Origin of the sequence: Streptomyces achromogenes subsp. achromogenes (assembly GCF_000720835.1) — a bacterium.
In the GTDB taxonomy this organism is placed as follows: Bacteria; Actinomycetota; Actinomycetes; order Streptomycetales; family Streptomycetaceae; genus Streptomyces; species Streptomyces achromogenes.
In genome coordinates, this window is sequence record NZ_JODT01000031.1 from 75,845 (window position 1) to 88,512 (window position 12,668).

General features: G+C 74.0%; 12 protein-coding genes. 8 read left to right on the top strand and 4 right to left on the bottom strand.

The genetic code is table 11. The features are described 5' to 3' along the window. Positions 1 to 15: 15 nt before the first annotated feature. The gene (locus IH25_RS0128255; RefSeq protein WP_030616602.1) at positions 16 to 702 is read right to left on the bottom strand and encodes an SDR family oxidoreductase; all 687 of its coding nucleotides are present in this window, start codon (positions 700 to 702) and stop codon (positions 16 to 18) included. Positions 703 to 817: 115 nt separating this feature from the next. Between IH25_RS0128255 and IH25_RS0128260 the strand changes: the two genes are divergently transcribed. Then, the gene (locus IH25_RS0128260; protein WP_030616605.1) at positions 818 to 1,378 is read left to right on the top strand and encodes a TetR/AcrR family transcriptional regulator; all 561 of its coding nucleotides are present in this window, start codon (positions 818 to 820) and stop codon (positions 1,376 to 1,378) included. Between the two features lie 398 nt (positions 1,379 to 1,776). Here the strand turns inward: IH25_RS0128260 and IH25_RS0128265 are convergent, their stop codons facing one another. Then, on the bottom strand, positions 1,777 to 2,346 hold the full coding sequence (locus IH25_RS0128265) for a hypothetical protein (protein WP_030616607.1): 570 nt from the start codon (positions 2,344 to 2,346) through the stop codon (positions 1,777 to 1,779). Positions 2,347 to 2,584: 238 nt separating this feature from the next. On the opposite strand from IH25_RS0128265, the gene IH25_RS0128270 reads away from it, so the two are divergent. Beyond that, positions 2,585 to 3,979, top strand: a complete 1,395-nt coding sequence (locus IH25_RS0128270) for a DUF1266 domain-containing protein (protein WP_078844456.1) — start codon at positions 2,585 to 2,587, stop codon at positions 3,977 to 3,979. An 83-nt stretch (positions 3,980 to 4,062) separates the two neighbouring features. On the opposite strand, the gene IH25_RS0128275 is transcribed toward IH25_RS0128270, so the two are convergent. Further along, positions 4,063 to 5,292 carry a serpin family protein gene (locus IH25_RS0128275; protein WP_030616614.1) on the bottom strand — a complete coding sequence of 410 codons (1,230 nt, stop codon included), beginning with the start codon at positions 5,290 to 5,292 and terminating at the stop codon, positions 4,063 to 4,065. A 292-nt stretch (positions 5,293 to 5,584) separates the two neighbouring features. Between IH25_RS0128275 and IH25_RS0128280 the strand changes: the two genes are divergently transcribed. The 6 genes from IH25_RS0128280 (at position 5,585) to IH25_RS0128305 (ending at position 12,143) form a co-directional block, all read left to right on the top strand. Next, positions 5,585 to 6,664, top strand: a complete 1,080-nt coding sequence (locus tag IH25_RS0128280; RefSeq protein ID WP_037655744.1) for a DUF4190 domain-containing protein — start codon at positions 5,585 to 5,587, stop codon at positions 6,662 to 6,664. Positions 6,665 to 6,826: 162 nt separating this feature from the next. Continuing rightward, positions 6,827 to 7,579 carry a GntR family transcriptional regulator gene (locus tag IH25_RS0128285; protein WP_030616620.1) on the top strand — a complete coding sequence of 251 codons (753 nt, stop codon included), beginning with the start codon at positions 6,827 to 6,829 and terminating at the stop codon, positions 7,577 to 7,579. Between the two features lie 384 nt (positions 7,580 to 7,963). Next, positions 7,964 to 8,158: an SPOR domain-containing protein gene (locus IH25_RS0128290; protein WP_030616622.1), complete on the top strand. Its 195-nt coding sequence runs from the start codon at positions 7,964 to 7,966 to the stop codon at positions 8,156 to 8,158. Positions 8,159 to 8,188: 30 nt separating this feature from the next. Further along, on the top strand, positions 8,189 to 8,623 hold the full coding sequence (locus IH25_RS0128295; RefSeq protein ID WP_030616625.1) for a (deoxy)nucleoside triphosphate pyrophosphohydrolase: 435 nt from the start codon (positions 8,189 to 8,191) through the stop codon (positions 8,621 to 8,623). 200 nt (positions 8,624 to 8,823) lie between these two features. Then, complete coding sequence (locus IH25_RS0128300) at positions 8,824 to 9,285, top strand: ATP-binding protein (RefSeq protein WP_051754161.1); 462 nt, start codon at positions 8,824 to 8,826, stop codon at positions 9,283 to 9,285. Between the two features lie 269 nt (positions 9,286 to 9,554). Then, on the top strand, positions 9,555 to 12,143 hold the full coding sequence (locus IH25_RS0128305; RefSeq protein WP_030616632.1) for a SpoIIE family protein phosphatase: 2,589 nt from the start codon (positions 9,555 to 9,557) through the stop codon (positions 12,141 to 12,143). Here the strand turns inward: IH25_RS0128305 and IH25_RS39980 are convergent. Further along, positions 12,106 to 12,474 (bottom strand): hypothetical protein, encoded by a 369-nt coding sequence (locus IH25_RS39980; RefSeq protein ID WP_209445384.1) that lies wholly within the window; start codon positions 12,472 to 12,474, stop codon positions 12,106 to 12,108. The genes IH25_RS0128305 and IH25_RS39980 overlap by 38 nt on opposite strands. Positions 12,475 to 12,668 lie beyond the last annotated feature (194 nt).

Consider the following 12,668-nt stretch of genomic DNA (forward strand, 5'->3'; position numbering starts at 1 on the left):
TGCGGCGGGCGCGCCTCACGCTGCGTTCGGCGATGCGGCCAGGCTCTGCTTCACCTGCCGGGTGGTCTCGTCTGCGAGGACCTCGGGCAGTCCCCGCTCGATGCCGGACAGGGCCTGGGCGGCGACCTCGGCGGGATCGGTCTTCTGGCCGGCGGGAACGCCGGCGGCCATGTCGGTGTCCATGTATCCGACGTGCAGGGCCGTGACGGTGATGCCGCGGGGCGCCAGTTCCTCCCGGGTCGCGTCGGTCAGCGCCCATGCCGCGGCCTTCGCCGCGGCGTAGGCGCCGAGGCCGGCGGGGTGCAGCCAGGACAGGACCGACAGCACGTTGAGAACGGCGCCGCCGCCGTTGGACTCGATGACCGGGGCGAAGGCCCGCGTCACGGCGAGCGGGCCGAAGAAGTTCACCTCCATCTCCAGGCGCACCGCGTCCGGGCTGCCCGCCACCAGGGGCGTTCCGGTGGAGATGCCCGCGTTGTTGACCAGCAGCGTCGCGTCGGAGGCGGTGCGAGCCGCCGCTCGGATCGACTCCGCGTCCGTCAGGTCGAGCCGCAGCGGGATGACACCCGCGAGGTCCACCCCTTCGGGGCGACGGGCCGCTGCGTACACCTTGGCTCCGTGCTCCACGAGCTGGGTGGCCAGATGCCGCCCGAGCCCCCGGTTGGCCCCGGTGACCACTGCTACCGCGTCCTTGAGTTCCATGCCCGCTCCCAGCGTCACGGCCGCCGTCAAGCGGCTCGCGTCCATTAGATTACGTCGCCAATCTAAGCACTGGTCTAAGATAGATGCCAGTCGACATCCAATTGGGAGGTGGCGGATGGGTCGCGTATCGCAGGCGCAGGCGCAGGAGAACCGCCGACGGGTCGTGGAAACCGCGTCCCGCCTCGTCCGGGAACGGGGGACCCACGTCAGCGTCGCCGACCTCATGAAGGCGGCCGGTATGACCCACGGCGGCTTCTACAAGCAGTTCGCCTCCAAAGAGGCACTCATCGACGAAGCCACCGCCCACGCGTTCGGCGAACTCGCCCGGCACCACAAGGACGGGATCGATCAGCACGCCGGGCAGCGCGAGGCCGCCCAGCGGGCGCTGATCGACACCTACCTCTCCGCCGAGCACCGCGACAGCGCGGCAGACGGGTGCCCCGTCGCCGCACTCGCCACCGACATGGCCCGTGACGGCGGGGAAAGCGAGGCCCGCCGCGTCTACACCCAGGGAGTGGGCGACTTCGCCGACTGGCTCGCCACCAAGGACCAGGACGGCATCACCCGGCTGTGCACCATGCTCGGCGCACTCGTTCTTTCCCGGGCCACCAAAGGGTCCCCGCTCTCCGAGGAGATCCTCGCCACCGCACGCCGGGCGCTGACGGCCACCGACTGACCGGACCACGTTGGGGTGTGGCATGCCGCAGGAAAGGTGCGCCTCTCGCTTCCGCGCGCCCGGCCGTGTCGGGGTGACCGGTGGCTCCGGCTCCGGGGCCGGCGCGTTGGCGGCGTGGTCGGGCAGGAGACCGGCGGCAGCCGTGCGGATCGCGCCGCGGCCGGCACCGTGGTCGCGGGGGAGTGTGGCGATGGACCGGAGTGACGTCCCGGACGTGCGCGTCTCGGTGGCAGGGCCACCAGCCTTTCTCGCGCGGTGGGCGCGTCCAGTCGGCCGGGCGGTCATGGCGCCTCGACCGTAGCGACTCGGCGAGGTCCGGGGCACGTGATCGTCAAGGGGGGACCGCCTTCCTGGTCGTCCTGCGGCGCTCGGACGGGCTCGGTTTCGTTGTCGTGGGGTTACCGGGCTGCGTGGAGGGCGCGGGGGCGGGTCAGAGGGGTGAGGGCTGCCATGAGGATGAGGGCTGCCAGGGGGAGCAGGTCGAGGTTGACGGTGATCAGGAGGAAGAACACGAACGCCAGGGCCGGGCTCCAGATCGGGAGCTGCCTGGGGCGGGTGGTCACCAGCATGATCAGGAGGGTGAGCAGGCCCAGTTGGAAGGCCAGGGGGCCTGCCAGTTGCAGGGGGGCGGGCAGCGGGGCCGTGTCGGAGAGGGCGGGGAACAGGTCGCCCAGGATCACCCACACGAAGCAGGCCGCGCCGAACAGGCCCGCGGCCGTTGCGGCGCCGGCCGCGGTTCTCATCCGGGCCGTGGTCGCGGGGATCAGGGCGCGTAGTTCCCTCACCAGCACACCCAGCAGGAGGAACGCGGCCAGGAAGCATAAGTGGCCGATGTTCCAGGCCAGTCCTGGGCCGTGGTGGCCGTCCATGCCGTCGATCAGGCGCAGTACGCCGTACGACAGCAGGAGAAGGGGGATGAGGGTGCAGCACAGTCGGGACAGCCGGGATGCGGGGAGTGTCGAGGTCATGTATCCACGGTCCCGGTCCGGGGCGCGTCCGGGCATCCGGACGATCCCCCAGCGGTCCCTGGCAGGGCCCCTAGGGGTTGGGCGGGTGGGGCAGCGGGAGGTGGACCACCACTCCCGCGGCCCGCGCGGCCCCGGCGAAGCACCGGGCGGGGAGTCCGGACCCTGCCGGTGCCGGCCGGCCGGCGGGTCGTAGAGTGGCGGCCGCAGTCATGATCACGGAGACGTACGGGGGTACGGGGTGTTCGGCGGCCGGAAGCGGACGGCGCGGCAGGACGAGGACGGTGCGGGGGCGCGGCCGGCCGAGCGGTACGTCGTCGGTGAACTCGACGACCACGACGAGGCGTTGCCGGACGTCCCGGTGCCCGAGCCCGGCACCTGGCAGGCCCCCGACGCGCTCGAACAGCACCTGTACGACCTGCTGACCCGGCACGCGCGGGGCGAGTGGCCGGACGCGGAGGCGGCCGAGGAGGCGCGGGGCGATCTGATCCTCGCCTACCTGGAGGCGCTCGCCGGCGACCTGGTGTACGTGCCCTTCCGCCGCGAGGAGACCTCGCCCGACCCCGGCCTGCGCACCTTCCCCGTCCAGAACACCCGGATCGGGCGGCTCGTCGCCGTCTACACCCGCGGCCTGCTGCCCCGCCCCCATCCGCACGTGGTCTACGAGGCGTACACCCTGCGCGAGCTGGCCGACGACCTGCCCGATGACGTGGACGGCATCGCCGTCAACCAGCGGACCCCGTGCCCGCTGCTGCTGGCGGCCGACGACGAGGAGCGCCAGGTCTGGCGGGCGCTGCACAACGAGCACTGGGACGAGGACGGCCGCGCCGACCGGCTCGTCACCCGGCGCACCGGCGCCCCGCCCACCGGCCCGCTGCTGCACGGCCTGGCCCTCGGCGCCCAGATGTGCTTCGTCAACGGCGAGGCGTGGAACAACCCGCACTACCACGGGCTGGGCCTGTCCATGGAGCACCAGCGGCTCGCCAAGTGGTGGGGCGTCACCGACCGCGCGGAGTGGCAGGAGACCCAGCGGCGCCTCCTCGACCGGGAGATCACCCCCTGGTACTGGGAGTTCGTCCTCGACACCCGTGCCACGCTCGCCTACCGGCACGCGGACGGGCGGTTGCAGGCCGTCGACGCCACCGTCTGGCGGGAACGCGTGGAGACGACCCTGCGCGAGCGGGCGGCACCCCTGCCGGAGGACGAGATCGGGCCGGACTGGGAGGACTTCGTCGCGCACGTCGTGGGCCTGGTCGGCCAAGTGCTGCGCTACGAGGCCCGGTTCCGCGCCGACGGCCTGCTCGCGCCGGACGCCGCGGTGCGCTCGGTCGCCGCCTGGGACCTCGGCCGCGCCTCGATGATGGCCCGCTGGGGGTACGGCGCCCGCTTCGCCACCCGCTCCGAGATGCGCGAGGCCGTGGTCGAGGCGAGCCGGGCCGCGCAGTGCGCCCACACCTCGTGGCCGGACTTCTCGGCCGGCTACGCGCTGGGCCGCTGCCTGCACTTCGACGACGAGGAGTTCGGCGGCTGGTACCAGGAGATGCTGGCCGCCCACCAAGCCCTGACCACCCACCCCGACAGCCCCTGGAACACCGTCCCCTTCCGCCTGCCGCAGGGCACGGAACTGGGCGGCTAGCCTCCACCACCGGCCCCCCGGAAACCGGCCCCCGGAGATCGCCCGCCGGCCGGGCCCCGGCCCGCCGGTCCCTCCGGTTCCGCTCAGAACGTCGGCGGAATACTCGGTCCCGGTCCCGGTCCCAGGCCTGTCGCCGGGTACGGGGCGGGGTCCGTGACCCAGCCCGCGGCCAGCACCAGACGGGAGTCGCGGTCGGCGGCGAGGAAGCCGAAGGGGCGGTCGAAGGCGACCCGGACGACCGTGGTCTCGTAGCGGAACTCCGGAAGCCCGCCCGCCATCATCGGCACCGCCGTCACCGCCCCCGCCTGGAAGCCCAGCGCGCCGAACCGGGCCACCGCCGACTGCCGGGCCTCGCCGACGGCCAGCGGGTGGTCGCTCACCCCGGGGAAGTGCCCGGCCCCGGTGTCCATCGCGGTGGTGAGCCCGAACAGGCCGGACAGGGCGAGCAGATCGTGATCGGCCCGGACCTCGTACGCCACCGTCCGCACGTCCAGCGTCCTCGGCTCCGGGGTGACGGCCGGCTGCTGCTCCACGTACAGGCCGGGGCCGACGTGCCCGTGCGGCAGGGCGCCGCCCGCGGTCAGCGGCAGGCCGCGCTCCACGATGCCGACCCCGGCCGCCAGCACCTGACCCGGCGCCATCCGCTCCTCGCCGAGCACCAGATGGACGTCGACGCCGTTGTCCCCGGGAACGGTCAGCGCGGTGACGAAGCCGTCCGGGGTGCCCGCCACCCCCACCCGGTCCGGCCGCACGCTGCGCCGGTGCAGTCCGCGCAGGGTACGGCCCTGCCAGGGCCCGGCATCCGGCTGCGACGGCAGCTCGGTGAAGGGCTGACGCCACCGGGTCCGCAGGGTCAGCGCGCCGGCCAGCACCATCCGGGTCTCGCGGGTCAGCGTCACCGGCATCCGCTCGACCAGCCCGCCGGTCCGCTCGGCCGCCCACGCGTCCAGCCGCTCCTGCGCGGTGACCAGGTCGTCCCCGAACCGGCCGTGAGCGCCGGCGGGCAGCCCGGCCCGCCACTCCTCGCGCAGCACGAGCCCGTGGTGCGTCCACAGGCCGAGCGCCGCGTCCAGACCGGACACCGACGCGAGCCCCGCCAGCAACTCCCGCGCCGCCCCGGCCGCCTGATCGGCCGGCACCCCCAGGGCACCGGCCAGCTCCGCGCGCGCCGGGCCCGCCGCGCCGTCGGCCAGGAAGGCCAGCAGGGGCCACACACCCGGAGCCGAGAACACCGTTCCCCCGGACAGGGCCTGCGCCCAGCGGGCCGTCAGCCCGTTGACCCGCCGGACCGTCTCCTCGGTCACCCCGCTCACTCGTGCCCCTCCCGGCCCGCCTTGCTCATTCCCACCCGGCCCCGCTCGTCCCACGCCCGTCCGGGGCCGTGTTCCGCCCCCGCCCGGGCCCCGCTTACCATGCGGCCAGTCGTACGTCAGTCCAGCCGCCGGCCGCCGCCGGTCCTGTGCTGCCGCCGCCCGACCCAGGAGCACGGTACCGGTGTCCATACCCCCGCCTTCCGGGCCCCACCAGCCAGAAGGGTCCGTTCCGCCGCATCCGGGGCCGTACGGCCCGCCGGCTCAGCCCCAACCCCCGGGCAGCTCACCGGGGTTGCCCGGGTACCAGCCGTGGACCCAGGGCTACCACCCGCACAATGCCCCGGCGCCGGTCAACGGCCTCGCCATCGCCTCCCTGGTGCTCGGGGTGCTGTGCTTCCTGCCCGGCGCGGGACTGGTGCTGGGGCTGGCCGGGCTGCGGCAGATCCGCCGGCGCGGTGAGCGCGGCACCGGGCTGGCCGTGGGCGGCGCGGTGCTGTCCGGGGTGGGACTGCTGCTCTGGACGCTGCTGTTCGCCACCGGCGGGGCCTCGTCCCTGTGGCACGGAATCAAAGAGGGCGCACGCGACGGCGCCGGAGTCTCGCTGACGGAAGGCCAGTGCTTCAACGCGCCGGGCGGTGCGCTGACCGGTGTGACCTACGACGTGGACACGGTGTCGTGCGCCGGCGCCCACGACGGCGAGGCCTTCGCGTCCTTCCGGCTGCGGGGCGGCGGCGCGTACCCGGGGGACGACATGGTCGCCGACACCGCCGACGAGCGCTGCCAGGCCCTCCAGGACGGTTACGCGATGGACGGCTGGGCGGTGCCGGCGTACGTCGACATCTACTTCCTGACGCCGACCGAGGACAGCTGGGCCGCCGGGGACCGCGAGGTCACCTGCGTGTTCGGCCACACCGACGAGGACGGCCACCTGACCGGGTCGCTGCGCAACGACGAGACAGACCTGGACGCCGACCAGGTCGCCTATCTGAAGGCCGCTCACGTGCTCAACGCGGCGCTGGAGTCCGCCCCCGGCGAGGAGTACGTGGAGGACGACCTGGCGGGCCACAAGGCGTGGGCCGGCCGGGTGTCGGCCGCGCTCGGCGAGCAGGCCCGGATGCTGCGCGCGCACTCCTGGCCCGACAACGCCGCCGGGCCGGTCGACGCGCTCGCCGCCGACCTGGACAAGGCGCGCGCGGAATGGGCGAAGGCGGCCCGGGCCGGGGACGCGGACACCTTCTCCGCGCACTACGAGAACGGCCTGGACCTGATCGACCCCATCCGCGCGGTCTTCGTCCGGTCCGTCCTCGGGCTGGCCACCACCCCGCCGTCGGTGCGGGGCGACGAGGGGAGCGACGGCCGCATGCAGGTGTGAGCCGGTGCGGACCGAGGGCACCTATACGGGAGACAAAGTGCCTGCGTAAAGGCGTACCCCCCGCTACGTCATCACATCGAGTGATTCTCTGGCCTTTGCTTGCACGGCTGAACCCACGGTTGCCAGGCTGTTGCTGTCTGTACAACCTGAGGGGAGTGGCCAGTGGCTTTCGGTGAGCAGCCGGCGTATCTGCGTGTCGCGGGTGATCTCCGCAAGAAGATCGTCGACGGCTTGCTGCCGCCCCACACCCGGCTGCCCTCGCAGGCCCGCATCCGGGAGGAGTACGGCGTCTCGGACACGGTCGCGCTGGAGGCCCGCAAGGTGCTGATGGCCGAGGGGCTGGTCGAGGGCCGCTCCGGCTCGGGCACCTATGTGCGCGAGCGGCCCGTGCCCCGGCGGGTGGCCCGCTCCGGATACCGCCCGGCAGGCGGCGCCACGCCCTTCCGGCAGGAGCAGGCCGACACGTCCGTGCGCGGCACCTGGGAATCCCGCAGCGAGCAGGCCGAGGCCGACGCGGACATCGCCGAGCGGCTCGCCATCCAGGCCGGCGACCGGGTCATGTGCACCCGGTACGTCTTCCGGGAGGCCGGCGAGCCGATGATGCTCTCCACCTCCTGGGAGCCCCTCGCGGTCACCGGCCGCACGCCCGTGATGCTGCCCGAGGAGGGCCCGCTCGGCGGGATGGGCGTGGTCGAGCGGATGCGGGCCATCGACGTCATCGTGGACAACGTCACCGAGGAGGTCGGCGCCCGCCCCGGCCTCGCCGAGGAACTGCACCTGCTCGGCGGGGTCCCCGGCCATGTGGTGCTGGTCGTCCAGCGCACCTACTTCGCCTCCGGCCGCCCGGTCGAGACCGCCGACGTGGTCATCCCGGCCGACCGCTACCGCGTCGCCTACCACCTGCCCGTGAAGTGACCTCCGGCCCAGCCGCCCGGCCGGCCCGCGCGGAACTCCGCGCTCCGCTCGACGTGAGCTAGCGCACACCCGCGTGCGCCGCCGGTCCCGTCGACGGCGCCAGCCGGCCGCCGCCGCTCCCTCCCGGCGCCCGGCGGTCCGGCCGTCTTCGCAGGTGGGCCCCCGGGAGGCCCGGCAGTCCGGCGGCCCGGGGCGGTGCCGTCTCCGACGGCGCGTTCGGCCGTGCGCGCCCCCCGGCGTTCTGGCTGGTTGCGTACCTCTTTGTGAAAAGCCGTATGCGCAGCGTGAAGGTAGGGCGTACGCTCGGGCATATGCGGAGTGCGGTTTCCTTGTCCGCGGAAGGCGGGTGGAACGGTGCGGGAAGGGGCACGGGCGGTGGGGGCGATGAGTGAGGGTACGGTCTCCCTGCCCTGGATCGTGATACGGCAGGACGACAACGGCAATCGCTACCGCGTCGGCCGGTACGCGACCCGCGCGGAGGCGCAGAAGACCGCCGACAGCCTCGGCGGCGGCCAAGGCCGCGAGCAGCTCTACTGGGTGGAGCGTATCGGCCAGAACGGGGACGGCGCGCACAACTGACCGGGTGTGCGCTCCCGTAGGCTCCCCTCCATGACGCGCACGAGTGCCCAGGTGGAACCGATCGTGGTGGTGGGAGCCGCCCTGCTGGACGGCGGCCGGCTGCTCGCCGCGCGCCGTAGCGCGCCCGCCGATCTGGCCGGGCGCTGGGAGTTGCCCGGCGGCAAGGTCGAGCCCGGTGAACGGCCCGAGGACGCCCTGGTCCGCGAGCTGCGCGAGGAACTGGGCGTCGACGCCGAACCGGTCGAACGCGTCCCGGGGCAGTGGCCGCTGCGCGCGCCGTACGTTCTGAGGGTGTGGACCGTCCGCCTGCGCCCCGGCTCGCCCGTCCCCCGGCCCCTCCAGGACCACGACGAGCTGCGCTGGCTCACCCCGGACCGCGTCTGGGAGGTGGACTGGCTCGACCAGGACGTCCCGGCGGTGCGCGAGGTGACCAGCCGCTGGACCACGACACACGACCACCCCTGACAAAGCCCACGACCACGCACCGACCCGGCTCCCGGGCCCCCACGGCCGCGCGCCGATCCGGCCCTTGGGCCTCTGCTTCCCCTGCGCCGGCCCGGTCCCGGACCTCTGCGCTGTCCCCGCCAGGCACCCTGCGAAGCACCCGTACGCCGTTCGTGCCACAGTGCGCCGCCCCGTGCGGTACTGCCCGCCGTATATCGGGTATGTCCCCATTAACCCCACGAAACCGGACGTGGTGGGCTCCGCTGGCCTGGGAAGTGATCGGCGTGATCGACACCGATGGCGGCTGCGCCGAGTGGACCTTCCCCGCGGAGCCGGGCGCCGTGCGCTCCGCCCGCGCGGTGGTCCGGGGCCAGTTGCACGGCTGGGACCTGGACTCCGTCGCGGACCTCGCCGCGCTGCTCGTCAGCGAGCTGGTCACCAACTCGCTGCGGCACGCCACCGGCCCCATCGGCGTACGGCTGCTGCGCCCCGCCGCACTGGGCGACGCCCTGCGGGTGGAGGTCTCCGACCCGCTCCCCGACCCCCCGCGCGAACGCGTCGCCCACCCCGAGGACGAGAGCGGGCGCGGCCTCCAGCTGGTCGCCGGCTCCTCCCGCCGCTGGGGCACCCGGCCCGGGGCGCAGGGGAAGACGGTCTGGTTCGAGCTGGCGGTACCCGGGTAGGCGGGGCACCCACGGGGCACGGGGGTGTACAGCCGTCGACGTGCCGTACGGCGTGCGCGCCGGGGGCGCACAGGGTTCGGCGGCGTGTGGTTCGGCGGTGTGTTCCCTGGTTAGAAGAGTGGGAGTGTTGTCACGGACCGGTCCGAAAAACATCTGGACCGACCTGTGATCGTGAACACCGTGTCCTGTGGCGCCGTAGTGCTGGATACTGCGGGCAGCCGCCCCCGGTGACCGGTGCCGGACGCGGTGAGCTGGAGGGGACGGTTCGCGTGAGCGAGATACCAGCGAAGGCCACGGAGTCCGAGGACCCGTCGGACGGCGCGAGGAGTCAGGCCGCACAGGCGGAGGCGGCGGCCGGCGACGCCATGTGGCAGAGCAGTCCGCCCGGCTCCATCTACGACTACATCCGGGTGGCGTCCTTCTCCATCGGCCCCGGCGGCCTCGTCGACCAGTGGAGCCTGCGCGCCGAGCAGCTGTTCGGCATCCCCGCCGGCCGCGCCGTCGGCACCGACCCCATAGAGGCCTTCGTCGATCCCGACCTGCGCGAGCGCGGCCAGCGGAAGATGGCCGAAATCCTCGACGGGCGCGAGTGGACCGGAGTGGTGCCGTTCCGGATGCCGGACCGGCCGGACGGCACCCGCGGCGAGGAGGGCCTGGCCGAGGTGTACGTCATGCCGACGCGCACCGCCGAGGGCGAGAAGGCCGCCGTCTGCATCGTCGTGGACGTACGCACCCTGCGCAGCATCGAGACCGACCTCGCCGCCTCGCAGGCGATATTCGGCCAGTCGCCTTTCGGCTTCCTGCTGATCGACACCGACCTGCGGGTCCGCCGGGCCAACGAACGCTTCGCCTCCATCTTCGGCGGCACCCCCGACGACCACCGGGGCAAGGGCGTGCACGACTATCTGCCGCGCCCCGAGGCCGAGCGGGTCTCGGCCACGCTGCGGCGGGTGCTGGAGACCGGCGAGTCCATCACCGACATGCACGTCACCGGGTATGTGCCCGGCTCCGAGGAACGCCGGCACTGGTCCATCAACCTCTACCGCGTGCACAGCGGCAGCGGCCGGCCCATCGGTGTCGCCTGGCTCGGCACGGACATCACCGCCCGCCGGGCCGCCGCCCGCGAGGCCGCCGCCGCCCGCCGCAACCTCGCGCTGCTCAACGAGGCCGGCGCCCGCATCGGCAACTCCCTGGACCTGGAGACCACCGCCCGCGAACTCCTCGACGTGGTCGTCCCCGGCTTCTGCGACCTGGCCACCGTCGACCTCTACCAGGGCCTGCTGGCCGGCGACGAGACCCCGCCCGGCCACGCCGACGGCAGCGCCGAACTGCGCCGCGTCGCCTTCGCCAGCGCCGTCTCCGGCGCCCCCTTCAGCAGCGCCGGGAAGCCCGTCGACGTCGGCGCGGTCCACCACTTCCCGTTCCACTCGCCCTGCGCCGAGGCCCTGCGCACCGCCCGCCCGCAGCGGGTGCCCGCCGAGGAGGGGGGCCTGGTGCAGTCCACGCTGGCCGTGCCGATGGTCGCCCACGACACGGTCGTGGGACTCGCCCAGTTCGCCCGTACCAAGGGCAGCGAGCCGTTCGGCGACCGGGACCGGGACCTCGCCGTCGAACTGGCCGCGCGCGCCGCCGTCTGCATCGACAACGCGCGCCTGTACCGCCGGGAACACGAACGGGCGCTGATACTGCAACGGTCCCTGCTCCCGCCCGGCGACCCCGAGGCGTCCGGCCTGGACATCGCCTGCCGCTACCTGCCCGGCAACGCGGCGACCGAGGTGGGCGGCGACTGGTTCGACGTCATCGAACTGCCCGGTCACCGCACGGCGCTGGTCGTCGGCGACGTGATGGGCCGGGGTCTGCGCGCGGCCGTCGCGATGGGCGAACTGCGCACCGCCGTACGCACCCTGGCGCTGCTGGACCTGGAACCGGCGGAAGTGCTCTCCGCGCTGGACGAGATCGCCCGCGGCCTCGGCACGCCGGGCGGGGTCCAGCAGGCCACCCGCACGGCCCGGCAGCCCAGGGACGCCGACCTGTCCGAGGTGTACCTGGCGACCTGCGTCTATGCCGTCTACGACTCCGTCACCAGACGATGTACGTTCGCCAACGCGGGCCATCTGCCGCCGGTGCTGGTCGAGCCCGGCGAGCCGGCGCTGATGCTCGACGTGCCGCCGGGCATGCCGCTCGGCGTGGGCGGCGAGCCGTTCGAGGAGGTCGAGGTCGAACTGCCGGAGGGCGCGCTGCTCGCCCTGTACACGGACGGCCTGGTCGAGTCCCGCGACCACCCGCTGGACGAGGGCCTCCAGGCGTTCATCGGGGCGCTCACGGATCCCTGCCGGCCGCTGGAGGACGTCTGCGACCACGTCCTCAGCACCCTCGACACCCACCACGGCGAGGACGACATCGCCCTGTTGATGGCCCGGGTGCAGGGGCTGCCCGCGGACTCCGTCGGGGACTGGACGCTGCCCCGCGAGCCGCGCAGCGTGGGCCGGGCCCGCGAGTACGCCCGCGACCGGCTCCAGTCCTGGGACCTGGAGCCGCTGATCGACACGACCGAGCTGCTGGTCAGCGAGCTGGTGACGAACGCCCTGCGGTACGGCGAGGGGGAGATCCGGCTACGGCTGCTGCTGGACCGCACGCTGGTCTGCGAGGTCTGGGACTCCGGCCTGGTCCAGCCGCGCCGCAGGCGTGCCCGGGACACCGACGAGGGCGGACGGGGCCTGCAACTGGTCGGGCTGCTCAGCGCCGCGTGGGGCTCACGGCGGACGCCGCGCGGCAAGACGGTGTGGTTCGAACTGCCGCTGCCCGGCGGGGAAGGCAACCTCACCGACCCGGCGGAGGCCCTGCTGAGCCTCTTCTGACCCTCCCCGCGCCCGCCCGCCCCGGAGTCGTCCGGGTGCGGGCCCGCCGGGTGCGCCGCAGCCGGCCGTACCCGGCCAGGGCCACGGCCGCGATGCCGGTGACGACCGGCAGCACGAGGTCGGCGGCCGGCGTGCCCTCCGGCCGTGGCGGGGCGGAGCGCGCCGTGGTGTCGGCGCGAGCCGTGGGAACCGGATCGGGGGTTCCGGCCGTCATCAGCGGCAACACCAGCCACACGGTCCCCGTCAGGACGCCCAGCAGGGCGTGCGCCACCCGCACCCGTATGTGCGCCATGGCACGCCGGGGCCGGCCCCGCATCGGGAAGGACGTCACCTTTCGGAGCGTAGGGGCGGGCCGACGGCTCCGCGAGCGGGGCGGCCACGGGTGGGGGACCGGCCACACGAGGGGGCGGAAATGGGCGGGAAGCGGATGGACGAGGCCCGGGGCGACGACGGCCACGCGGACGAGAACGCGGCCCGCGACGACGCGAACACAGCGGACATACCGGACCCGGACGCGACGACGAA

Bases quoted from the DNA above. Each gene is read 5' to 3' on its own strand.
- IH25_RS0128290 (WP_030616622.1), top strand. From the start codon at position 7,964: ATGAGTGAGGGTACGGTCTCCCTGCCCTGGATCGTGATACGGCAGGAC.
- IH25_RS0128295 (WP_030616625.1), top strand. From the start codon at position 8,189: ATGACGCGCACGAGTGCCCAGGTGGAACCGATCGTGGTGGTGGGAGCC.
- IH25_RS0128265 (WP_030616607.1), bottom strand. From the start codon at position 2,346: ATGACCTCGACACTCCCCGCATCCCGGCTGTCCCGACTGTGCTGCACC.
- IH25_RS0128260 (WP_030616605.1), top strand. From the start codon at position 818: ATGGGTCGCGTATCGCAGGCGCAGGCGCAGGAGAACCGCCGACGGGTC.
- IH25_RS0128255 (WP_030616602.1), bottom strand. From the start codon at position 702: ATGGAACTCAAGGACGCGGTAGCAGTGGTCACCGGGGCCAACCGGGGG.
- IH25_RS0128300 (WP_051754161.1), top strand. From the start codon at position 8,824: ATGTCCCCATTAACCCCACGAAACCGGACGTGGTGGGCTCCGCTGGCC.